General features: G+C 69.4%; 20 protein-coding genes. 6 read left to right on the forward strand and 14 right to left on the reverse strand.

Going from position 1 to position 22,652, the window contains the following annotated elements:
* Window positions 1–264: 264 nt before the first annotated feature.
* Window positions 265–1,503: a M20 family metallopeptidase gene (locus OHA77_RS14740; protein WP_406318687.1), complete on the reverse strand. Its 1,239-nt coding sequence runs from the start codon at window positions 1,501–1,503 to the stop codon at window positions 265–267.
* Window positions 1,504–2,139: 636 nt separating this feature from the next.
* Here OHA77_RS14740 and OHA77_RS14745 point away from each other — a divergent pair.
* Window positions 2,140–3,555 (forward strand): peptide ligase PGM1-related protein, encoded by a 1,416-nt coding sequence (locus OHA77_RS14745; protein ID WP_406318689.1) that lies wholly within the window; start codon window positions 2,140–2,142, stop codon window positions 3,553–3,555.
* Here the strand turns inward: OHA77_RS14745 and OHA77_RS14750 are convergent.
* Window positions 3,514–3,732: an SCO4848 family membrane protein gene (locus tag OHA77_RS14750; RefSeq protein WP_326820042.1), complete on the reverse strand. Its 219-nt coding sequence runs from the start codon at window positions 3,730–3,732 to the stop codon at window positions 3,514–3,516. The two genes, OHA77_RS14745 and OHA77_RS14750, sit on opposite strands and share 42 nt — an antisense overlap.
* A gap of 94 nt (window positions 3,733–3,826) precedes the next feature.
* Between OHA77_RS14750 and OHA77_RS14755 the strand changes: the two genes are divergently transcribed.
* Window positions 3,827–4,927 (forward strand): D-alanyl-D-alanine carboxypeptidase family protein, encoded by a 1,101-nt coding sequence (locus tag OHA77_RS14755; protein ID WP_406318690.1) that lies wholly within the window; start codon window positions 3,827–3,829, stop codon window positions 4,925–4,927.
* Between the two features lie 104 nt (window positions 4,928–5,031).
* On the opposite strand, the gene OHA77_RS14760 is transcribed toward OHA77_RS14755, so the two are convergent.
* The 3 genes from OHA77_RS14760 to OHA77_RS14770 form a co-directional block, all read right to left on the reverse strand.
* Complete coding sequence (locus OHA77_RS14760; RefSeq protein WP_406318692.1) at window positions 5,032–5,964, reverse strand: YihY/virulence factor BrkB family protein; 933 nt, start codon at window positions 5,962–5,964, stop codon at window positions 5,032–5,034.
* A gap of 106 nt (window positions 5,965–6,070) precedes the next feature.
* On the reverse strand, window positions 6,071–7,075 hold the full coding sequence (gene trpS, locus OHA77_RS14765) for a tryptophan--tRNA ligase (RefSeq protein ID WP_326820039.1): 1,005 nt from the start codon (window positions 7,073–7,075) through the stop codon (window positions 6,071–6,073).
* Between the two features lie 14 nt (window positions 7,076–7,089).
* Window positions 7,090–8,517 (reverse strand): hemolysin family protein, encoded by a 1,428-nt coding sequence (locus OHA77_RS14770; protein ID WP_406318694.1) that lies wholly within the window; start codon window positions 8,515–8,517, stop codon window positions 7,090–7,092.
* 122 nt (window positions 8,518–8,639) lie between these two features.
* Between OHA77_RS14770 and galE the strand changes: the two genes are divergently transcribed.
* Window positions 8,640–9,605 carry a UDP-glucose 4-epimerase GalE gene (galE, locus tag OHA77_RS14775; protein WP_406318696.1) on the forward strand — a complete coding sequence of 322 codons (966 nt, stop codon included), beginning with the start codon at window positions 8,640–8,642 and terminating at the stop codon, window positions 9,603–9,605.
* On the opposite strand, the gene OHA77_RS14780 is transcribed toward galE, so the two are convergent.
* From OHA77_RS14780 to OHA77_RS14790, 3 genes are all read right to left on the reverse strand, one after another.
* Complete coding sequence (locus OHA77_RS14780) at window positions 9,592–10,410, reverse strand: hypothetical protein (protein WP_406318697.1); 819 nt, start codon at window positions 10,408–10,410, stop codon at window positions 9,592–9,594. The genes galE and OHA77_RS14780 overlap by 14 nt on opposite strands.
* A gap of 212 nt (window positions 10,411–10,622) precedes the next feature.
* Entirely contained in the window at window positions 10,623–11,600 is a 978-nt protein-coding gene (locus OHA77_RS14785) for a malate dehydrogenase (RefSeq protein WP_406318698.1), read from the reverse strand.
* A gap of 41 nt (window positions 11,601–11,641) precedes the next feature.
* Window positions 11,642–13,099, reverse strand: a complete 1,458-nt coding sequence (locus OHA77_RS14790; RefSeq protein ID WP_406318699.1) for an MDR family MFS transporter — start codon at window positions 13,097–13,099, stop codon at window positions 11,642–11,644.
* A gap of 55 nt (window positions 13,100–13,154) precedes the next feature.
* On the opposite strand from OHA77_RS14790, the gene OHA77_RS14795 reads away from it, so the two are divergent.
* Window positions 13,155–13,703 carry a PadR family transcriptional regulator gene (locus OHA77_RS14795; RefSeq protein ID WP_406318700.1) on the forward strand — a complete coding sequence of 183 codons (549 nt, stop codon included), beginning with the start codon at window positions 13,155–13,157 and terminating at the stop codon, window positions 13,701–13,703.
* Here OHA77_RS14795 and OHA77_RS14800 read toward each other — a convergent pair.
* The gene (locus tag OHA77_RS14800; protein ID WP_406318701.1) at window positions 13,690–15,942 is read right to left on the reverse strand and encodes a protein kinase domain-containing protein; all 2,253 of its coding nucleotides are present in this window, start codon (window positions 15,940–15,942) and stop codon (window positions 13,690–13,692) included. The two genes, OHA77_RS14795 and OHA77_RS14800, sit on opposite strands and share 14 nt — an antisense overlap.
* Before the next feature lie 227 nt (window positions 15,943–16,169).
* Here OHA77_RS14800 and OHA77_RS14805 point away from each other — a divergent pair, with 227 nt between their 5' ends.
* The gene (locus OHA77_RS14805; protein ID WP_406318702.1) at window positions 16,170–17,714 is read left to right on the forward strand and encodes a hypothetical protein; all 1,545 of its coding nucleotides are present in this window, start codon (window positions 16,170–16,172) and stop codon (window positions 17,712–17,714) included.
* Between the two features lie 83 nt (window positions 17,715–17,797).
* Here OHA77_RS14805 and OHA77_RS14810 read toward each other — a convergent pair whose 3' ends face one another.
* The 3 genes from OHA77_RS14810 to OHA77_RS14820 all read right to left on the reverse strand — a co-directional run bounded on the left by OHA77_RS14810 (window position 17,798) and on the right by OHA77_RS14820 (window position 20,656).
* Window positions 17,798–19,012: an NADP-dependent isocitrate dehydrogenase gene (locus OHA77_RS14810; RefSeq protein WP_406318703.1), complete on the reverse strand. Its 1,215-nt coding sequence runs from the start codon at window positions 19,010–19,012 to the stop codon at window positions 17,798–17,800.
* A gap of 113 nt (window positions 19,013–19,125) precedes the next feature.
* Window positions 19,126–19,389 (reverse strand): DUF3017 domain-containing protein, encoded by a 264-nt coding sequence (locus OHA77_RS14815; protein ID WP_406319827.1) that lies wholly within the window; start codon window positions 19,387–19,389, stop codon window positions 19,126–19,128.
* Window positions 19,390–19,534: 145 nt separating this feature from the next.
* Complete coding sequence (locus OHA77_RS14820; RefSeq protein ID WP_406318704.1) at window positions 19,535–20,656, reverse strand: citrate/2-methylcitrate synthase; 1,122 nt, start codon at window positions 20,654–20,656, stop codon at window positions 19,535–19,537.
* A gap of 181 nt (window positions 20,657–20,837) precedes the next feature.
* On the opposite strand from OHA77_RS14820, the gene OHA77_RS14825 reads away from it, so the two are divergent.
* Window positions 20,838–21,491: an FHA domain-containing protein gene (locus OHA77_RS14825; RefSeq protein WP_326820028.1), complete on the forward strand. Its 654-nt coding sequence runs from the start codon at window positions 20,838–20,840 to the stop codon at window positions 21,489–21,491.
* Window positions 21,492–21,494: 3 nt separating this feature from the next.
* On the opposite strand, the gene OHA77_RS14830 is transcribed toward OHA77_RS14825, so the two are convergent.
* Both OHA77_RS14830 and OHA77_RS14835 read right to left on the reverse strand, forming a co-directional pair.
* On the reverse strand, window positions 21,495–22,343 hold the full coding sequence (locus OHA77_RS14830) for a bifunctional methylenetetrahydrofolate dehydrogenase/methenyltetrahydrofolate cyclohydrolase (RefSeq protein WP_326820027.1): 849 nt from the start codon (window positions 22,341–22,343) through the stop codon (window positions 21,495–21,497).
* Window positions 22,344–22,364: 21 nt separating this feature from the next.
* A complete protein-coding gene (locus OHA77_RS14835) occupies window positions 22,365–22,538 on the reverse strand; it encodes a hypothetical protein (RefSeq protein ID WP_326820026.1) in 174 nt (57 codons plus the stop codon).
* Between the last annotated feature and the right edge of the window lie 114 nt (window positions 22,539–22,652).

Raw genomic sequence — 22,652 nt, forward strand, 5'->3', positions numbered from 1 at the left:
GCAGCTCAGGCCGCCCTGTGACACACGAGGGCGGCCCGAGGCCACCGCAGGTGATCCCAGGCCGCTCTCTGACGTGATCGTGGTACGGCGATTCCACCGTCGACGGCGGCTTCCGGAGGCGGGCACCTCCGCTTCGAGAGAGCATCGTCACAGCGCATGAGGGGGCTTCGGCGCGGAAGACGTGAGCGGTTCTCCGTGGAGATCATCCGGATCTCGCCCTGAACGTCCCGGCGGCCTGACCCGTGCCGCCCGAAGCCGGAGGGATCAGGCCATCGCGATGCCCGCCACCGGCTCCTGCGAGCCGGGGCGCTGCCCCTCCCAGAGCGCGGTCAGCGCGGTCGCCGCCAGGAACCGCACGCCGGTGCCGATGCAGGTCTCGTCCACGTCGAAGGTGCCCTGGTGGATGTCCCCCATCTGGAGCGAACCCGGCTTGCGGGTGCCCAGCCGGGCGAAGGCGCCGGGGATGGACTCGAGATACCAGCCGAAGTCCTCACCGCCCAGGCTCTGCTGCGTCGGCACCGCGGCGCCCTCTCCGAGGACACCCACCGCGGCCTCGGTCAGCATCTGCACGCTGACCTCGTCGTTGACCACCGGCGGCACTCCGCGGACGTAGTCCATCCGGGCCTCGACGCCGTAGGCGCCCGCGACCGAGTCGAGCAGGGCCTTGATCAGGTCGGGAGCGGCGTGCCAGGCGTCCTCGTCCAGGCAGCGCACGGTGCCCTCGGCGACGCCGTCGTCCGGGATCGCGTTGGCCACCGAACCCGCTTCGACCCGGCCCCAGACCAGGCTCAGCGACGAGCGGGGGTCGACCCGGCGCGACAGGCCCGCGGGCAGCTCCGTGAGGATCTTGGCGAGGGCGAAGACCAGGTCGGCGGTGAGGTGCGGCCGGGCGGTGTGCCCGCCGGGACCGCTCACCCGGATCGCGACCTTGTCGCAGGCCGAGGTGATCGGGCCGGACTTGAGGCCGACCTTGCCGACCTCCACGCGGGGATCGCAGTGCAGGCCGAAGATCCGGTCGACGCCGCTGATGCCGCCCGAGGCCATGACCTCCAGTGCCCCGCCGGGGAGCTCCTCGGCGGGCTGGAAGATCAGCCGGACCCGGCCGGGCAGCAGCCCGGCCGCCGACTGCTGCGCGAGGAACAGGGCGGTGCCGAGCAGGATCGTGGTGTGCACGTCGTGGCCGCAGGCGTGGCAAACGCCGGGGACGGTGGAGCTGTAGGGGACGTCCTTCTCGTCCGGCACGGGCAGCGCGTCGATGTCGGCCCGCAGCGCCACGGTCGGCCCGTCGCCGCTGCCGACCTCACAGATCAGGCCGGTGCCGCGCGGGAGGACCGAGGGGACGAGGCCGGCCGCGGTCAGCCGGTCGGCGACGCGCTGGGTCGTGCGGTATTCCGCGAACGCGAGCTCAGGATGCATGTGCAGGTCACGACGGAAGTCGATCAGTTCCTGCTCACGCCCGGCGAGGAACGTGTCGAGTTCTCCCCGAAAATTACGCCCCCGCATTGGTCACCATCCCATCCGCGCCAGCAGTCTGAATCGTCGACGCATCGTGCCACTGCCCAGAATCCTGCGATCCATGAAGCAGCCCGAAAAAAATGATCGTCATATCGATGGGCCGGGGTGGATGCCATAGGCCACACCAGCACGACCGTTGACATCCTCCCCTTCCCGGAGGAAGGGGATTCCCACGGTCACCCGTGAGGCTTCCTGCTTCACCGCCGGTCGCCCGCCCGGAAGGATTTCCGTTGGGGTCTTACACCGGCTCCACAGGCGTTTCACCTCTCCGCCAGCCCGGCGGCGAGGATATTGCCGATCACGCAAGCGGCAGACCGGCGTGAGACCACCGGCGCGCTGGCGATGACATCGACTTTATCCCTCCCCGGCGACAGCCCGCCGACATCTCAGCCAAATGTTTTGCCGTCCCGCCCCCTACTTCCATGACCCCTGGCCCACTCGGACCAGGCCCGATGACCCGGATTGGCTAGGCGCGGTAGCCGTACCGGGGGGTGCCGTCGCGGCGGTGGCCGTTGGCGGGCCCGTTGAAACATCGGCGACCTGGCAATTTACCTGACCTCAGGTGCCGTTCATCGAACCAGAAGGAGCGATGTAAATCGGAGGAATGCGTGCTTCACTCCGCATATGATCACTAACATCCCGTTCGCGGAGAAGCATTCCAGATTAAGCCTCTTCGAACCGAACGAGGGGACCCTGGTGGTCATCCCGTCGCTGTCGCTCCCCCAAGACGAACTGCGCAGAATCACCGGCGCCCTCTGCTACGAGGAGCGGCTGCTGTTCCTCCTGCTCACGCTCAGGCAACCGAATGTGGAGGTCGTCTACCTCTCTTCGTTGCCGGTGGACACCGCGATCGTCGACTACTACCTGAGCTTTCTCGACGACCCCGACGAGGCCCGTACCCGCCTACAAATGATCAGTTTGGACGATCCGCACACCAATCCCCTCACCGTGTCGCTGCTGCGCCGCCCGGACGTCGTCGCGCGGATCCGCGTGCCGCTCAGCCGCGCGACCGCCGCGTGGCTGGTGCCGTTCGTGGTCAGCGAGCACGAGGAGCGGCTCGCCGACGTCCTGGGCCTGCCGATCTACGGCCCGGCCACCGCGCTGGCCCACCTGGGCTCCAAGAGCGGCGGGCGCTTGATCGGCGAGGAGGCCGGGGTGCCGATGCCCCGCGGCTTCGCCGACCTGCGGTCGCTGACCGAGGTGGAGCACGCGGCCCGCGCGCTGAGTCCCACCTCCAAGTTGATGGTCAAGCTCAACAACAGCTACTCCGGGCTGGGCAACGCCATCGTGATCAAGGATGAGCGGCCGCTCACCGCCTGCCCCACCAGCTTCTCCGCGGCGCACGAGACCTGGACGACGTTCGCCGAGAAGATCGCCGAGCGGGGCGCGGTGATCGAGGAGTTCGTCGACGACCTGTCGCTGCGCTCCCCCAGCGCCCTGGCCAGGATCACCCCCGGCGGGGTGTACGACGTGGTCGCCACGCACGAGCAGATCCTCGGCGGCCCGAACGCCGACGTCTACCAGGGGTGCGCCTTCCCCGCGCAGCGGGACTACCGCGCCCAGATCGGCGAGTGCGCCGAGCAGATCGCCCGGGTCCTCGCCGGGCGGGGCGTGGTCGGCCTGTTCGGCATGGACTTCTTCGTCGTCAAGACCGACGCCGGTTACCGGCCGCTGCTGTGTGAGATCAACCTGCGCATCGGCGGGACCACGCACCCGTTCGGCGCCGCGCTGCTGACCACCGGCGCCGCCTACGATCCGGGCACCGGCACACTCGTGCACGACGGCCGGTCCAAGTACTACGTGGCGACCGACAACTGCACCTCGGCCGGTCTGCGGGGCCGTACGCCCGGAGACGTCGTCAAGCTGCTCCGGGACAAGGGTCTCGGCTTCGACCACGAGGCCCGCACGGGCAACGTCCTGCACCTGCTCGGCGCGGTTCCGGAGTACGGCAAGCTCGGCTTCACCAGCATCGGCGACTCGGTGGAGGAGGCGTCCGAGCTACACCGGAGGACGCTGCTTGCGCTCGGCCAGCCCGCGTAGGCCGATCACGCCGAGCACGATCCCCACGACGATGTTCACGGCGACCAGGATGCCGTGCACCACGTAGAAGCCCGTCGGGTGGCCGTCCGCGAGGTTGAAGGCGAGATTGATCCACTCAAAGATCATGAAAGCCCCGACGGCGATCAGAAATCCAGCGATCTTTCGCGATATTTGCATGACATCAGTATTCCGTTGCCAGCTCTGTTCCCTGGTCAGCGTGTGGGTCACCTCAGATGAATCGGTACGAAGCTACCCTGAGATCACTATGGGGATGAAACATGTCGCACCCGTCGGGGTGCTGCTCGCGGCGACCGTCTTCCTGGGCGGTTCCGCGTATGCCGAGACCGAGACCGAGCCCGTCGGCGGCACCCACCTCGGCGGACGTGGCCTCGTCGCTCCGTCCGGAGTGAAGGCACCTCCGAAGACCGCCGCCAGGTCCTACGTGATCGCGGACGCCGAAACCGGGGAGGTGCTGGCCGCCAAGGATCCCCATGGGCGCTACCTGCCCGCGAGCACGCTCAAGGCGCTGACCGCGCTCACCCTCATCCCGAAGCTCGACAAAGACCAGAAGATCAAGCCGAGCAGCCGCGCCGTGAACGAGGAGGGCAGCGCCGTCGGCCTGGTCTCCAAACCCATCTACACCGTGCAGGACCTGTTCAAGGCCTTGATGCTGGTCTCGGGCAACGACTGCGCGATGGCACTGGCCGAGGCCAACGGCGGGCTGGCCAAGACCCTGCAGGACATGAACGCCGAGGCCAAGCGGCTTCAGGCCTTCGACACCGTGGCCAAGACGCCGAGCGGGCTGGACAAGCCCGGCCAGAGCAGTTCGGCCTACGACCTGACGTTGATCGCCCGAGCCGGGCTCGCCAACCACGATTTTCAGCGATATATCAGCACAAAGACTGACAAGTTCCCGGCCCCCAAGGGCTACTACGAGATCGGCAACCACAACAAGCTGCTCTGGCGCTACAAGGGCATGATCGGCGTCAAGAACGGCTGGACGTCCAAGGCGCTGGGCAGCTTCGTCGGCGCGGCCAAGCGCAACGGTCACACGATCATCGTGTCGATCATGCGGCACGACGGATACTTCTGGGACGACGTCGCGGGCCTGCTCGACTGGGGTTTCGCCAATCGCGGCAAGGTCACCCCGGTCGGCCGGCTGGTGGACCCGGTCCCCGACGCCGCCCCCGTGCCGACCCTTCCGGCGGCCCCGAACGTGTCGAAGACGTCGCCGAAACCCCTGCCCGCCCCGGCGGCGGCAGCCGGGCAGGGCTCCCAGACGGTCCTCCACGTGAGCATCGCCCTGCTGGGCACCGTCCTGGTCGGCGGCGCCCTCTGGCTGGTGTACGGCCTGCGCAGACGATCCCAGTAGACACCGGCCAGGCGGCCCGCAGGCAGGTCTGGGAGCCATGAAACCCCGGCAACAGCCAAAGATGCGCAAAAGGCCATAAAGCCTCTTAAAATTGCACTCAGGCCTTATGGAGGAGTGGCGACACCCGGGATCGGGGTGGGAGCGGGCGGGGGACCGAGCGACGCGGTCTCCGTCCAGGCCGCCGCGTAGAGGATGACCCGGACCGACAGGTTGATCCAGACCAGCAGTCCGACCATCACCGCGAACACCCCGTAGATGGGGTTGTTCAGCGTCCAGCTCAGGATCAGTGCGGCGAGTTGCTTGAGGAGCCCGAAGGCGAGCGCGCCCAGCAGGGCTCCGCGGAATATCACCCGGAACGGCTGCCTCGACCGGCCCATCCAGCGCAGGATGATCACGAAGAGGACGGTGTCGGCCAGCACGCTGACCGCCAGACCGGCGAGCCAGACCGAGCCGCTGCCGAGCACCGACCGCGACAGGCCCAGCCATCCGGCCACGGTCCCGCTGGCCTGGGTGGCGAAGCCCCCCACCAGCACCGAGGCGATCGCGGTGAGGCCGATCAGGACCAGCGCGGCCAGGTCGCGAAGCTTGCCCAGGAAGAAGTTGAGGGGCGCCTCGACGGTCATGGAGATCTCGCGGAGCGCGCCGCGCAGGGCGTCGATCGCGCCGAGCCCGGCGTAGAGCAGTCCGATCAGGCCGATGGTCCCGGCGCTGGCCCGCGAGTCGGCGATCTGCTGGATGGGCAGTTGGTCGGCGAGACCGGGAAGGTACTGGTCGATGGCCCGTTGCAGGGTCGTGACGGCGTCCGGCCGGACGGACAGGAAGACGCCGAAGACCGCGAACGCCAGCGCAATGATCGGGAAGAACGACAGGAACGCGAAGTAGGTCACCGCCCCGGCCAGTCGGTCACCGGACTGGATCTGGTACCGCTGCACGGTCCTGACCAGATGGTCGAACCAGAGCCACCGGATCCGGATGGAACCGAGCTTCGACCGACCCCACTCACGCAACGCCACGATGCGTTCCCACACGCCTGCCACCCGGGTCACCTACCCCGTCACGGCCTCAACGTGCATGAGTGCGGCCACGTCCTGCGAGTGATCTGCGGCGGCCTCGAGACCTCGGGCCGGTCGCGTCCGCCGTGGATCAGGGAGTCGGCAGGAACCCCACCCTGTCGCGGACCTTGGCCATGGTCTCGGCGGCCACGGCACGGGCCCGCGTGGCACCGGCGGCGAGCATCCTGTCGAGCTCGGCCTCGTCGGCCAGCAGCTTCTCGGTGCGTTCCCGGATCGGCGTGAAGGTATCCGCGACGACCTCGGCCACGTCCTTCTTGAAGGTGCCGTAACCCTGCCCGGCGTAACGGGTTTCGAGCTCGGGGATCGGCGTGCCGGTCAGCGCGGACTGGATGCGCAGCAGGTTGGTGATGCCGGGCTTGTTCTCGTCGTCGGCGAGGACCTCGGAGCCCGTGTCGGTGACCGCGCGCATGATCTTCTTGCGGAGCGGCCCCGGCTGCTCCAGCAGGTCCAGGATGCCGGCCGCCGAGGAGGACGACTTGGACATCTTGGCCGTGGGGTCCTGCAGGTCGGTGATCTTCTCGACGCCCTCGACGATGTGCGGTCTGGGCAGTGTGAAGGTCTCGCCGAAGCGGTGGTTGAAGCGCTGCGCGAGGTCGCGGGTGAGCTCCAGGTGCTGCTTCTGGTCGGCTCCGACCGGCACCTTGTCGGCCTGGTAGAGCAGGATGTCGGCGGCCTGCAGGATCGGGTAGGTGAACAGGCCGACGCTGGCCGAGCTCTCACCGGACTTCGCCGACTTGTCCTTGAACTGGGTCATCCGGCCGGCCTCGCCCATGCCGGTGAGGCAGATCAGCACCCAGGCGAGCTCGGTGTGCTCACGCACGTGGCTCTGCACGAAGACCGTGGAGCGCTCCGGGTCGAGTCCGGCGGCGAAGAGCTGGGCCGCGGCGACCCTGGACCGCCTGCGCAGCACCTCCGGCTGGTAGTCCACCGTGATCGCGTGCAGGTCGACGACGCAGTAGAACGCGTCGTACCCCTCCTGCATGGCGACGTACTGCCGCACCGCACCGAGGTAGTTGCCCAGGTGGAAGGAGTCGGCGGTGGGCTGGATGCCGGACAGGACACGAGGACTGGCCATAGCAGGTAATTGTGTCAGGTGTCGGGAGTGGTCGGCGCCCCCGGCTCGGTGGAGGCCGGCGCTCCCTTTTCCGCGGCGCCGGAGACATCCGGCTCCGGCTCCGGAGAGGCCGACGGATCCGAAGAGGCCGGCGGATCCGAAGAGGCCGGCGCGTCCGGGGAGGGGCCGCGGTGTTTGATGCGGACCCGCGAGACCCGGCGGCCGTCCATGTCGGTGACCGACATCTCGAACCCGGGGATCTCCACCCGCTCCCCGAGCGTCGGCAGATGTCCCAGGGCCGCCATGACGAACCCGCCCAGGGTCTCGTAGGGGCCGTCGGCCAGCCGGATGCCGGTCTCGGTCGCCACCTCGTCCAGGTTGGCCAGCCCGTCCAGCTCGACCTCACCCGCGGGCAGCACGACCTGCTTGTCCTCGATGTCGTGCTCGTCGCGGATGTCACCGACGAGCTCCTCCACCAGGTCCTCCATGGTGACGATGCCGGCCGTGCCGCCGTACTCGTCCACCACGATCGCCAGGTGGTGTCCCTCGTCACGCATCTCCGACAGGGTGGCCAGCACCCGCTTGGTCGTGGGGACCAGCTTGACCGGGCGGACCGGCACCAGCTCGCTGATCGGCTCGATGGACCCGGTCAGCACCGGGTCGAGCAGGTCCCGGATGTGGATGAAGCCGATGATGTCGTCGTAGGAGTCGCGGTAGATGGGGAAGCGGGAGTGCGGCATGGCGGCGGCCAGCACGGCGGCCTCGGCCAAGGGGGTGTCGAAGGACATGAACTCCACCTCCGTGCGCGGCAGCATCACCTCACGGAGCTGCCGCTTGCCCGCCGCGAAGACCTCCGCGATCAGATGCCGCTCGTCCGGAGCGAGCTCCTGATGGCCCACCACCATGTCACGGAGCTCCTCGGTGGAGATCTCCTCCCGGTCCGCCTCGGGATCGCCGCCGAGCAGCTTGACCACGCCGTCGGTGGACTTGGAGAGCCCCCAGATGATCGGCCGGGACAGCGCGGCCATCCGGTCCAGGAACGGTGCGACCAGCAACGAGATCCCCTCGGCGCGCTGCCGGGCGATCCGTTTGGGCGCGAGCTCGCCCAGCACCAGCGAGACGTAGGAGATCGCCAGGGTGACCAGCACGAGGGAGAGCGGGGCCGAGACGGCCCGTGGCACCCCCCAGCCGTCCACGACCGGGATGAGATCCCGGGCGAGGGTGTCGGCGCCGAACGCCGCCGACAGCATGGTCGCCACGGTGACGCCGATCTGCACCGCCGACAGGAAGCGATTGGGGTCGCGGGCGAGCTTGGCGGCCCGCGCCCCCCTGCGGCCCCGGGTGTCGAGCCTGCGCACCTGACTCTCCCGCAGGGAGACCATGGCCATCTCGGCGGCGGCGAAGAACCCGCCGATCACCACGAAGAGCATGACCAAGGCGATGTTCGCCAGGACGCTGTTCACCAAACCGTCTCCGTCATGGCCGTCGCCCGTTCCGGCAGTCGCCGATATTCGATGAGCCAGCATATGCTGGCAGTAGCCTTACAAAAATAAACAGATTCAAACATCATCAAACAGGAGGCTCCGTGAAGCTGCTGGTCACCGGAGGTGCCGGATACATCGGTAGCGTCGTCGCGGCGCAACTCGTCGAGGCGGGCCACCAGGTCACCGTGCTGGACGACCTCTCCACCGGCCACGCCGACGCGGTGCCGGCGGCCGCCCGCTTCGTCGAAGGGTCGATCACCGAGGCCGCGGACGTACTGCCCGGCATGGACGGGGTGCTCCACTTCGCGGCGAAGTCCCTGGTCGGCGAGTCGGTGCAGAGACCCGGGCTCTACTGGGCGCACAACCTCGGCGGCACCCTCACCCTGCTCGACGCCATGCGCACCGCCGGGGTCGGCCGGATCGTGTTCTCCTCCACCGCCGCCACGTACGGCGAGCCGGAGCGCTCTCCGGTCCTGGAGACCGACCCCACCCGGCCGACCAACCCGTACGGCGCGTCCAAGCTGGCGGTCGACACCGCGCTGACCACGTTCGCCGGGCTGTACGGCCTGGCCGCGGTCAGCCTGCGCTACTTCAACGTCGGCGGCGCCTACACCGGCGGAGACGGGCGGGTCTACCGCGAACGCCACACCGTGGAGACCCACCTGATCCCTAACGTCCTCGCCGTCGCACTCGGCGGGCGCGAGTCGGTCAGCGTGTTCGGCACGGACTACCCCACCCCGGACGGGACATGCGTCCGTGACTACATCCATGTGGCCGATCTGGCCCGGGCCCATCTGCTGGCGCTGGAGGCCTGCTCGGCGGGGGAACACAAGATCTACAACCTGGGCAACGGCACGGGCTTCTCGGTGCGGGAGGTCCTGTCGGTCTGCCGCGAGGTCACCGGGCACGAGATCCCCGAGGTGGTGTGCGAGCGCCGCGCCGGAGACCCGGCGGTGCTGGTGGCGTCCGCGGAGAGGATCCAGCGGGAGCTCGGATGGAAACCGGAACACCCGTCCGTCCGGGACATCGTCTCCGATGCCTGGGCGGTCCTGCCTAACGCAGGTTGATACGGGCCATGTTGTTGGCGGGGCGGCGGTCTCCCACATGGGTGGAGTAGACCGTCGCCTTGGCCCGTAGCGCGCGCCGCTGGGCGCGGAAGGCGAGTCGCAGGCTGACCCGCTTTCCCGAACGGATCGCGCGCAGCCTGCAGCCGACGAGGCCGGGATACGAGCGGCATCGGGCGCCCATCGCCGACAGGAAGCGCGCCCTGCGGGTGTGGAAGAAGAGCGCGGCGTCACGGACGGCCCGCGGTCCCCGGTTGCGGACCACCGCGCCCATCGTGACCAGGCGGCCCGCGTGCGCCATGCGCGACAGCCGGACCGCCAGGTCCGCGCCCCGGCCCACCTCCGTCAGCGTCTCGGCGGAGTTGTTCGCCTCGTTCTCGTCCACGATCTCCGAGGAGAGCGTCGCGGTCGCCGTGAGTGGGCCGCGCGCGCCCGGACGGACCAGGCCACTGATCGTCACCCCGCCGGCGCCGCCGGCCACCACGTCGTGCTCGGAGGGGCAGACCACCTCGTTGACCGCGGTGCCGGGGCGGCATTCGGCGACGTTGACGCGGAGGATCTCCACCCCCTCGGGCAACCGGATGGTGAGCAGCGGGAGCACGGCGTCCTCGGGTCCGGTGTTGCGCACCTCGGCGCGGTAGAGCAGCGGCTGCCCCGGTTGTGCGACCTTCGGCAAGGTCTCCATCTGCACGGACAGATCCGCTCCCATCGGATTGTCGTCCGCGGGCTCCGTCGGCGCCGTCCCGGGCGTTCCGACGAGAACGAGACTGACAATTCCCGCGACGACCCGCGCCGCACCATGCGCCATGAACACCGATCCCCCGACCCTCAATGATCATTTAACGCCGGGACGCGGTTCCCCGCACGGGCGACACGCCGCCGGGCCGCCACAGAGGGATCCTCTGGAAGACGGCGTCCGGCCGGAACCGGAGCGGCTGGAACCGGAGTGGCCGGAACCCCGGAACGCGGAAAGGGGCCCCGGCGGACCGGGACCCCTTTTCTCGAGCTGATCGGACGAGATCAGATGAGGCCGAGCTCGCGGACGGCCGCGCGCTCCTCCTCAAGCTCGCGGACCGAGGCGTCGATGCGCTCACGGGAGAAGGCGTCGATCTCCAGGCCCTGGATGATCTCCCACTTGCCGTTGCGCGAGGCGACGGGGAAGGAGGAGATGAGCCCCTCGGGCACGCCGTACGAACCATCGGAGGGGATCGCGGCGGAGGTCCACTCGGTGCCGTTGACCCAGTCGAAGACGTGGTCGATCGCGGCGTTGGCCGCAGAGGCGGCCGAGGACGCGCCCCGGGCCTCGATGATCGCGGCTCCGCGCTTGGCGACGGTCGGGATGAAGGTGTCACGCAGCCAGGCCTCGTCCACCTGCTCCGCGGCGACCTTGCCGCCGACCTCGGCGTGGAACAGGTCGGGGTACTGGGTGGCGGAGTGGTTGCCCCAGATGGTCATCTTCTTGATCTCGGTGACCGGGACCTGGAGCTTGGCGGCGAGCTGCGACAGCGCGCGGTTGTGGTCCAGGCGGGTCATCGCGGTGAAGCGCTCCGCCGGGACGTCCGGGGCGTGCTGCTGGGCGATCAGCGCGTTGGTGTTCGCCGGGTTGCCCACGACCAGGACGCGGATGTCGCCGGCCGCGTTGTCGTTGATGGCCTTGCCCTGCGGGCCGAAGATGCCGCCGTTGGCCTGGAGCAGATCGCCGCGCTCCATGCCCGCCTTGCGCGGCATGGCGCCGACCAGCAGCGCGACGTTGGCGCCGTCGAAGGCCTTGTCGGCGTCGTCGGTGATCTCGATGCCGCTCAGCAGCGGGAACGCGCAGTCGTCGAGCTCCATCGCGGTGCCCTCGGCGGCCTTGACCGCCTGCGGGATCTCCAACAGGCTCAGTTTGACCGGGACGTCGGCGCCCAGCAACTGGCCCGACGCGATGCGGAACAGCAGCGCGTAGCCGATCTGACCGGCGGCGCCGGTGACGGTGACCTTTACGGGAGTCTGGGCCATGACCTTCCCCCACTCGAAGGATGAATTGTGACGCTCGGATGTTACCCGTCCAGCGTCGCCGGTCCTGCGGCGAGTGCCTTGATCCGGCCTCCGGGCAGGGCGACCAGTGCGACGACCGCGACGACCGCCGCGCTGACGGCCAGCCACGGGATGACGGTCGCGGTGGCGGCGGCATGGGCCGCCGCCACCCCGTGGACGGGTGCTTCGTCCCTGACCACGGAGGCGTAGAGGGTGCCGGCGAGGGCCAGCGCGACCGAACCGCCGATCTGCCGGAAGAAGGTCAGGTTGGCACTGGCGGTGCCGATGAACCGCGGCGGGACCGCATACTGGACCGCCACCGTCAGGCCGGACAGCATGGGCCCCATGCCGAGGCCGAGCAGCGCCATCCAGCCGGCGAGGGCGAGCCAGGGGGTCTCGGTGGTGAGCCCGGCGCAGAGCAGGGCACCCAGCGCGATGAGGAACGGCCCGGCGATCAGCCACGGCCGGTAGCGCTGGGTGCGGGAGATGAGGGCACCGGTGATCACGCTGCCGGTCACCATGCCGAGCATGAGCGGATAGATGCGCAGCCCCGAGTCGGTGGCGCTGAGCCCCATGGCCTCCTGGAAGTAGCGCGGCAGGAACACCACCCCGGCGTAGAGGCAGAACGCGGTGACGAACGAGACGATGTTGGCCAGCGTGTAGGTCCGGTTGCGGAACAGCTCCAGCGGGACGATCGGCTGCGCCGCCCTGCGCTCGACGAGCACGAACAGTGCCAGGAGCAGGGCGGATGCCACCACGGGCCACAGCACGGGCCCGCTGGTCCAGGTATGGTCGTCCAGGCCCTTCTCGGTCAGGCCGAGGAGCAGGAGGCCGATCGCCGCGCTGAACACGGCGATGCCGAGATAGTCGGGGCGGACGCCGCGCCCCTGGCCGGCCACGTGCGGCAGCCGTACCACGATGATCGCGATGAGGGCCAGGCCGATGGGGAGGTTGACCAGGAAGGCCCAGCGCCAGCTCGCCTGGTCGGTGAAGACGCCGCCGAGGAACGGCCCGGCGATGTAGCTCAGTGCCATCACCCCGCCCAGCGCGCCCTGGACCCGGCCGCTGCGCTCCGGCGGGAACAGGTCGGCGACCAGTGCCAGGGAGAGCGGCAGCAGCGCGCCCGCCCCCAGGCCCTGCAGCGCGCGGAAGGCGATGAGCTGGGTCATGTCCTGGGCGAGGCCGCACAGGACCGAGCCGAGCAGGAACACCGCGACGCCGGTGAGCAGCAGCGGCTTGCGGCCGTAGGTGTCCGACAGCCTGCCGTACAGCGGGACGGTGATCGTGGAGGTCAGCAGGTAGGCCGTCACGACCCAGGTGTAGAGGCCGGAGCCGCCGAGCTCCTGGATGATCCGGGGCAGCGCGGTGCCCACGATCGTCTGGTCGAGCATCGCGAGGAACATTCCGCCGAGCACGGCGAGCAGGAGCAGCCCGTTCTTGGGACGGGTCTCCGCGGGAGGGGTCGATACGTCAGTAGACACATGTTGATGCTGACGTGTCTAGTTTTACATGTCAATCCATAGATATGATGAGGGCATGTCCCTCCGGATGGCGCTCCTCGGTCTGCTGACCTCCGCCGGCCCTGCCAGCGGCTACGACCTCACGAAACTCTTCGAGAGTTCGATCAATCACGCCTGGCAGGCCAAGCACAGCCAGATCTATCCGGAGCTGAACAAGATGACCGCAGACGGCCTGGTCACCGTCGAAGAGGAGGGGCCCCGCGGCCGGAAGACCTACACGATCACCGGCGAGGGCACGCGGGAGCTGCGCGGATGGCTGATCGGCAAGGAGCCGTCCCGGTCGTTCCGCAGCGAGGGGGCGCTGCGCGCGTTCCTGCTGCCCACCCTGGAGCCCCACGAGGCCGTGGCGCTGCTCCGGGCGGAGGCTGAGGCCTACGGCGCCAAGCTCGCCGAACTGGAGGAGCTCCGCGAGCGCAAGGCCGCAGGCTGCGCCGCGGACGACCCGCCGGACAAGGGCTCGCAGTTCGGAAAGTACGCCCTGGATCTGGGCATCCGCCAGGCGCGCACGATACGCGCGTGGGCCGAGGAGACGGCGGCCGAGATCGAGGGCTCTAGCCGCAGCTAGCCATGGCCGGGGGGTCGTCCTCGCGGGTGGCGAAGTCGACCTTGGAGAAGTGCCGGTCGAGCAGCCTGCTCATCGCGCCGCTCCGGTAGAGGTCGGCGATCACGCCCTGCACGGCCTTGCACGTGCGCCCGTCGCCCTTCTTCAGGGCCACCGCGTAGCGCTCGTCGGTCAGCTTCAGGCCGAGCACCTTGTAGCCGACGCTCTCCCGGTTGCCGAACCCGGCCAGCACCAGGTCGTCGCCGGGGACCGCGTCGACCTCGCCGGACAGCAGCTTGTTCATGCAGTCGGTGTAGGTGGCGACCGGGACCGGAGTCAGTTGGCCGACCCGGCCCTGCAGGGTGCGGACGAAGCCGCTGCCGGCGGGCTGGCAGATCCGCTTGCCCTTCAGGTCGGCCGCGGACAGGATCGGGGAGCCGTCCTTGACGAGCACGTCGACGTGGGCGAGATAGTACGGCCCGGCGAACGTGACGTCGTCGCTCTTGTTGATCGAATAGGTCGAGACGACCAGGTCGAGGTCGCCGCGGGCCAGCAGCTTGGGACGCTCCTCCCGGCTGGTCGCCCGGAAGGTGATGCCGCTCGCGGGCACCCCCAGCGCCTTGGCGATCTCGGTGGCGAGATCCACTTCGAACCCGCTCCACCTGCCGCCGCTGTTCAGCGCGACGCCCGGGAGGAAGTCGCGCATGCCGACGGTGAGCCTGCCGGTCTTCGCCGCCTTGTCCGCCACGGAGGCGAACGTCGCCGGAACGGATTCGGTGGGCCCGTCGGTGGGCCGGACCGCGGTGCCGAAGCGCGGCGGCCAGCCGGTGACGGCCAGGACGGCCACGACGGTGGCCAGCAGGGCGACGGCCACCGCGGCGGCGGCCCAGCGCCCCCGGCGCGGGCGCCCGGACCGGTCGGGATCGGTGCTCCGGTTCGGAACGGTGGGCTGCCAGGTCGGCGGGACCGTCGCCGGCCGCTCGTCGTGACCGGGGTCATGGCCGGGGAGGGAACCGCGCTCGCCGTACCCCGGAGACACCGGCCGCTCGCCGTGACCGGGGAGGGAACCGCGCTCGCCGTACCCCGGAGACACCGGCCGCTCGCCGTGACCGGGGAGGGAACCGCGCTCGCCGTACCCCGGAGACACCGGCCGCTCGCCGTCCCCCGGCGGCGTCGGGAATTCGCCGTACCGCGCAGACGCCGGGGACGCGCCGGGTCCCGGGGGCATCGGGGACTCGCCGTACCTCTGGGACGCGGGCGGCTCACCGTGGAGCGGCTCGCCGTGGCCGGGGGCCGGGACGGGGGGACCCGTGAACGGAGTGGGCCGGCCACCCGATCCGGGCCAGGTCGGCGGCCGTACGGGCACGCGCATGGGGCTGGTGGCCTCGCCGGAGTCCGGACCGGCGACCTGTGCCCCCTCGTTGAGGTCGGCGGGCGAGGCGTCCACGGTCTCGGGGTGGCCGAGCAGCCGGAGCAGGATCTGGCCGGCCGAGGGCCGTGCGGCGGGCGACTTGGACAGGGCCGAGCGGACCACGCCGCGCAGCGGCTCCGGCATGGCGCCGACGTCCACCTCGTGGTTGAGGATACGGTTCAGCACCACCGCTATCGAGTTGCCAGCGAAGGCCGTCTCCCCGGTCGCGGCGAACACGATCGTCGCCCCCCAGGCGAACACGTCGGTGTGCGGGCCGACGTCGGCGCCGGAGATCTGCTCGGGGGCCATGTAGGCCGGGGTGCCGATGGCGCGGCTGGTTATCGTGCCGGTGGAGTCGACGATGCGGGCGATGCCGAAGTCCACCACGCGGGGGCCGTCCGCGGCGATGAGCACGTTGTCCGGTTTGAAGTCACGGTGCACGATCGCCGCCTGGTGGATCGCGGTGAGGGCGGTGGCCGTGCCGATCGCCAGCCGCTGCAGGGCCGTGCCGCGGAGCGGCCCGTCGGTCTCCACGGCCTCCTGCAGCGACCTGCCCTCGATGTATTCGCTGGCGATGTAGGGGGCGTCGCCTTCGAGGTCGACGCCGACCACGCCCGCCGTACAGAATGAGGCGACCCGCTGCGCGGCCCGTGCCTCCCGGGCGAACCGGGATCTGGCGACCGAGTCGCCGGAGAATTTTACGTGCAGCAACTTGATCGCCGCCCGCTCTCCCGACTCGTTCACGCCCAGGTAGACGATGCCCTGCCCACCCTCACCGATCCGGCCGACGATGCGGAACGGCCCCAGTCGGCGCGGCTCCCCCGCTTCCAGCGGCGCGATCTCCGGCATCATCGTCCCTATGGTTGAGTAAATCTTCAGCTGAACTTTACGACGCCATGACCCGTCCGCCTGCCGCGTTGCCCCGAAGCACCCGCGTCGACCGGACCGACTGCCAGGCCGGCAGGCGATCCGGCGGACACGCCACCCCCTCAATTACCGACATCCGCCCCAAGTTGGCGCTCCAACCGCTTAAATCACTACCGTTGACCGTCCCTCACGCAAGCCGGAGCAAATCCCCCATGCGCCGATATATCGGTTATCGCGAATTCATCCAGCGCGATCAGCGTTCCCTCGTCGGCACGGCCCTTCTCCTCACCGGCAGCCACGAGCAGGCCATCCGCCTGACCCTGTGGTCCTTGCGCACGGTCGGTCTCAGCTGGCCCCCTGCCCCCTGGGAAGACTCCACCACGCACGCGCACATCGCCCTGTACCGCCGCTTCCTCCGCAAGCCGACCGCCGCGGGCTCCACCGCGCTGGTACGGATCCCGCCCCGGCCGCGCCTGCTCGTCGTCGCCTGCCTCCACGACGGCAGGACCCACGCTGAGATGGCGACCGTCCTCGGCATCCCCGTGGAGACCGTGGAGTCGGAGATAACCGAGGCGGTGGCCACGCTCACCAAGGGCAACGTGGACCGGCTGAAGACGAGGATGGCCACGGCGGCGGGCGAGGCGTCGGTCCCCGACCTCACCCGGCGGGCCATGGGCACGCTACGGCGCCGCCGCAACCGCGCGGCCTTCCTGACCACGATCGCGGCCCTCGTCCCGATCGGCGTCATCGCCGCCATCGCCCTGTTCCCGCAGGGGCACGTGTGGAACTCGGCCCTGGGCGAGCGGAACCCGTCCCCTCCGACGACGTCACCGGAGGCCGTACGGGTCGCCTCCAGCCCGGAGCCGGCCCCCGGGGTCCAGCCGTGGCGGGCGCCACGCACCTCCCTCGCGATCCGCTACGCGGTCCCCGAGGGATGTCCCGGCGACGCCGCCCCTGCGGGTGACAAGCCGGCGGAGCCCGGGAAGGTCGTCTGCGCCGGCTGGAAGCTGACGCTGGCCAAAGACGGCGCCAAGCCCGGTTCCGCGGACTGCGAGGATCAGACGCCCTGCCCGTCCACGGTGCGCGTCCCCGACGCCGCGGAACGGCTGGCCCACGCCGACGGCCAGGGCTCCTGGCCGCTGAGTCCGGCTGTCAGCGCCGACGGACACCGCATCGCCTACCTGAGTGCGGCGGAGGGAAGATACGTCGCCCACGACCTGCACAGCGGCGTCAAGCGGTATCTGTCGCCCGTGCTGGCCCCCTCCGACACCGAAGGCGGCACCCGGGTGAGCGTCTCCCCGAACGGCCGTCACTTCACCGTGCAGCTCGGTGCGCGCCGGTTCCGGACCGATTTCACCACCGGGACCATGACGCCCCTGCCCGCCGGGCACGTGACGGCAGCGGAGCAGGCCGCCGACTGGCTGGGCAAGAACTACCGCGCCTGGCGGGACTCCCCCGGTGGCAGGCAGGTGGCGGCGGTCGGCACCAAGGGCGCCGAGTCCCGCAACCTCCACATCATCGACGCCCGGACCCGGCAGGTGTCCAGGAGCCTCCCGCTCCCCTCCCCGGACGGTGCCGCCAAGGCAGCGGTCGTCGGCTGGCTGAACACCCGTGAGGTCGTCGTCAAGATGACCGGCAAGGCCGGCGACCACCCCGCGGCGTTCTTCCGGATGGACGCCGTCACCGGCCGGACGCACCCCGTGACCGGCCTCGCCGACGACAACCTGATCGTGCTCGGTGCCGTGACGGAGTCCTGACGGCGAGGCCCGGTGGCCCGGTGGCCCGTGGAACGGAAAAGGGCCGCCCGGCGGGCGGCCCTTCTCGTGGAGACGGCGGGTGACTAGGCCATCTTCTTCTTCAGGTTCTCGTCCAGGGCCGCCAGGAAGTCCTGGGTGGTCAGCCACTTGGCGTCGCCGCCGACGAGCATGGCGAGGTCCTTGGTCATCTGACCGCCTTCGACGGTCTCGATGCAGACCTGCTCCAGCTTCTCGGCGAAGTCGGTCACCGCGGGGGTGTTGTCGAGCTTGCCGCGGTGCTGGAGCCCACGGGTCCACGCGAAGATCGAGGCGATCGGGTTGGTGGAGGTGGGGTTGCCCTTCTGGTGCTCACGGTAGTGACGGGTCACGGTGCCGTGGGCGGCCTCGGCCTCGACGGTCCGGCCGTCGGGGGTCATCAGGACCGAGGTCATCAGGCCGAGCGAGCCGAAGCCCTGCGCGACGGTGTCGGACTGGACGTCGCCGTCGTAGTTCTTGGCGGCCCAGACGTAGCCACCCTCCCACTTCATCGCGGCGGCGACCATGTCGTCGATCAGGCGGTGCTCGTAGGTGATGCCGGCCGCCTGGAAGTCGGCCTTGAACTCGTCCTCGAAGACCTCGGCGAAGATGTCCTTGAAGCGGCCGTCGTAGGCCTTCAGGATCGTGTTCTTCGTGGAGAGGTAGACCGGGTACCCCCGGGACAGGCCGTAGCGCATGGAGGCGCGGGCGAAGTCACGGATCGAGTCGTCCAGGTTGTACATCGCCATCGCGACGCCGCTGCTCGGGAAGTCGTAGACGTCGAGCTCGATCGGCTCCGAGCCGTCCTTCGGCGTGTAGGTGAGGGTCAGCTTGCCCTCGCCCGGGATCTTCAGGTCGGTGGCGCGGTACTGGTCGCCGAACGCGTGACGGCCGACGACGATCGGCTTGGTCCAGCCGGGGACGAGCCTCGGCACGTTGGACATGATGATCGGCTCGCGGAAGATGACACCGCCGAGGATGTTACGGATCGTCCCGTTCGGGGACTTCCACATCTTCTTCAGGCCGAACTCCTCGACCCGCGCCTCGTCCGGGGTGATCGTGGCGCACTTGACGCCTACGCCGTACTGCTTGATCGCGTTGGCGGCGTCGATCGTCACCTGGTCGTCGGTGGCGTCGCGGTACTCGACCCCGAGGTCGTAATACTTCAGGTCGACGTCGAGGTAGGGAAGGATCAACTGGTCCTTGATGAACTGCCAGATGATCCGGGTCATCTCGTCGCCGTCAAGCTCGACGACCGGACCCTCTACCTTGATCTTGGGCATGCGTGTGGTTCCCCTTCTGAACTAGCACTGGCCAGACAGTCCTTTTGAGGCTCACTGGCCGTTGAGGTTATCGGACCGGTATGAGCGCTTCGTGGCCCACCCGGTCATCCGGCTTACAGCGGCATGAGCTCCGGATACTCGAGCACCAGCGAGCCGGCCATCAGCGCGACGCCGAAGGCACCCAGAATCAGGGTGTCGGTCGCCCTGGTCCGTACGGCGAGCAACCCGCCCCCGGCCAGCCGGAACACGGCACCCAGTGCCAGGACCACGCCGAGGGAGAAGCCGCCCCACTCGGGATCGAGCAGGACGCCGAAGGCCACCGCGACGACCGCGCCCACCAGCACCAGTGGATACGATCCCCAGCGCTCCCGAGTCATGCTCACCGCTCCCACCTATGGCTCCCGTCCGCGCGGGCACTCGTTGGCTCGTGCCTCGCTCTCTCGCACCCGGCTCATCGCTCCGGCCTCCGGTCGCATTCGCGCGGGCACTCGTTGGTTCGTGCCTCGCTCTCTCGCAGCCGGCTCATCGCTCCGCGAGCGGCCTCCACTTCTGGTTGCGCTCGCCGATGTACTCACTGTCCGGGCGGATCAGGCGATTGTCGGCGTGTTGCTCGATGACGTGTGCGGTCCATCCTGCCATGCGGCTGACCGAGAAGACCGGAGTGAACAGGTCTGTCGGAATACCGAGATAGTGGTAGACGGTCGCGGCGTAGAAGTCCACGTTCGGATAGAGGCCCTTCGTCTCGAAGACGACCTCCTCCATCTCCTTGGACATCCGGTAGTAGGTGTCGTCACCGGAGGCGTCCGCGAGCTCCTGCGACATCCTGCGCAGATGGGTGGCTCGCGGGTCCTCCGTCTTGTAGACCCGGTGCCCGAATCCCATGATCTTCTCGCCGGCGGCGAGCCTGTCGCGTACGGCCTGCGCGACGGCGGCCGGGTCGAGCGACTCCAGGGTGCGCATGACCTGCTCGTTGGCGCCCCCGTGGAGCGGGCCCTTGAGGGTGCCGATCGCCGCCACGATGGCCGAGTGCATGTCGGACAGGGTCGCGGCGCACACCCGGGCGGCGAACGTCGAGGCGTTCATCGTGTGGTCGGCGTGGAGCACCAGGCAGGTGTCGAAGATCTCCACCTCGTGCCGGTCGGGAACGCGCCCGGTGATCTGGAGCAGGAAGTTGGCCGCGATGCTCAGATCCGGATCCGGGTCCGGGATCGTGGCGCCCGTCCTGGCGGCGTGGTAGCGGGCGACGAGGAGCGGCTGCTGCGCGGTCAGGCGGGCGGCCTTGCGCAGGTTGGCCTCGGGGCTGTTGGAGTCCTTGTCCTCGTCGTCGCCGCCGGCCAGCGAGACCAGCGTGCGCAGCGCCTCCATGGGCGCCTGCTTCCCCGCGACCTCCGGGATGTTCGCTTCGGCGAGGGCGCCGAGCTCACGCCCCTCGACGAGCTGTGCCCCGTAGGCGGCCAGCTGCTCCCCGGTGGGAAGGTTGCCTCGCTGCAACAGATGGGCGGCTTCTTCGAAAGTGGTACGGCCGGCCAGATCGTGGATGTCGTAGCCACGATAGAAAAGGAGACCGGCCTGACCGTCGATGTCACTGAGCGCTGTTGATGCGGCTACGACATCGGCGAGGCCTTTGGTGGGCTTGTCCGCCATGAGTATTTCCTCCGCTTATCTTCGCCCGAAGTCTACCTGTGAGCAGGGGAAACCCTCCCGAGAGGTCCAGATCAATTTCACGAATGATTCTCTTTCTGGCAAAGGCGATTCCCCATCACCTCGTTTGGGTAAGCCGGAGCTGTAGGAATAGTTACGGCGGGCTACCTGGGGAGGAACTGCCGTGGAGGGGCCGTTCATACGCATCGAGGACACTGGCGAGGTGGTCCCGTTGCGCCCCGAGATCACGACGATCGGGCGTGGCCGGGGAGTTGACATCCGGCTCACCGATCCAAGTGTTTCCCGGCTGCATGCGGAATTCATCCGGCGCGGACCCTACCTGTATGTCGTTGATCTGGGTCTGTCCCGCAACGGCACACGGGTGAACGGCAGGCCGATCGCCCGGAGGGTGCTCGACGACGGCGACGTCGTCTCCTTCGGCGCGGCGCGAGGCAGGATCGGCGGGGTTCCGCGTGAGGACTTCGCCCCCGAGGTCGAGCTCCGACGGGCGGCGGCTCCGGAGCTGACCCGGCGGGAGGTCGACGTGCTGACGTCGTTGTGCCGTCCGGCGCTGTCGGATGAGGCGTTCGTCGCACCCGCCACCGCGCGGGAGATCGCCGACGATCTGGTGGTGACGGAGGCCGCGGTCAAGCAGCACCTGCTCCGCCTCTACCAGAAGTTCAGGATCCCGGAGGGGACAAACCGGCGCACCAGGCTGGCCAACGAGGTCGTCGCCCTGGGCCTGGTCAGGCCCACTCCGGTGGTGCCGCCGCAGCGAGCGGCCGGCACCCCGGAGCCTTCGGCGCCGGCGACCGCCGCCGGCCGCCGGGCGTCATGACGGCTACTCGCCCTTCTCCGCGGCCTCGACCACGTTGGTCAGCAGCAGGGCCCGCGTCATCGGGCCCACGCCGCCGGGGTTGGGGGTGAGGTGACCCGCGACGTCCCCGACTTCGGGGGCGATGTCACCGGCGATCTTGCCGTCGACCCGGGAGACCCCGACGTCGAGCACGGCGGCGCCGGGCTTGACCATGTCGGCCGTGATCAGGTGCGGCACGCCCGCCGCGGCGACGATGATGTCCGCGCGACGGGTGTGGGCCGCCAGGTCCTCGGTGCCGGTGTGGCAGAGGGTGACGGTGGCGTTCTCCGAACGCCGGGTCAGCAGCAGGCCGAGGGAGCGGCCCACGGTGATGCCCCGGCCGACGACGACGACCTCGGCCCCCTTGATCGGCACGCCGTACTCCTGCAGGAGCAGGACGATGCCGTGCGGGGTGCAGGGCAGCGGCGCGTCGACCATGTGGACCAGGCGGCCCAGGTTGACCGGGTGCAGGCCGTCGGCGTCCTTCGCCGGGTCCATCCGCTCGATCAGCGCCATGGTGTCGAGGTGGCGGGGCAGCGGGAGCTGGACGATGTAGCCGGTGCAGTCCTCGGCCGCGTTGAGCTCGTCGATGACCGCTTCGACCTCGGCCTGGGTGGCGGTCGCCGGCAGGTCCCTGCGGATGGAGGCGATGCCGACCTCGGCGCAGTCGCGGTGCTTGCCGGCCACGTAGATCTGACTGCCCGGGTCGTCACCGACCAGGACGGTGCCGAGCCCGGGGGTGACGCCGCGCTCTTTCAGCACGGCGACCCGCGCCGTGAGATCCGCCTTGATCTTCGCCGCGGTGGCCTTGCCGTCCAGAATCTGGGCACTCAAGCGTTCAGTCCTTCCAAATGATCATCCGCGCTCCGCTTCCCTTCGCTCGATGATCCTGCGCGTGAAGGGGATGATCTCCACGGCCTTGGCGCCGAGCCAGGCGGCGCCGACGGCGAAGATGAGGAGCAACCAGGGACTCTCCCAGAATCCACTCATGATCACAAAGGCGTTCAGGGCAACGTCCAGCAAAGGCATGAGGGATCTCCATGGAGGCGACGGAGGGGATCCTTTAGGTTAACCGGGGTTTAAACCTTCTTTGACCGAAATTTTCTGTCCGGTCCGCCACTTTGCTGTCTCCGGTGTACGGCT

Source organism: Streptosporangium sp. NBC_01639 (assembly GCF_045209755.1).
Taxonomy (GTDB): Bacteria; Actinomycetota; Actinomycetes; order Streptosporangiales; family Streptosporangiaceae; genus Streptosporangium.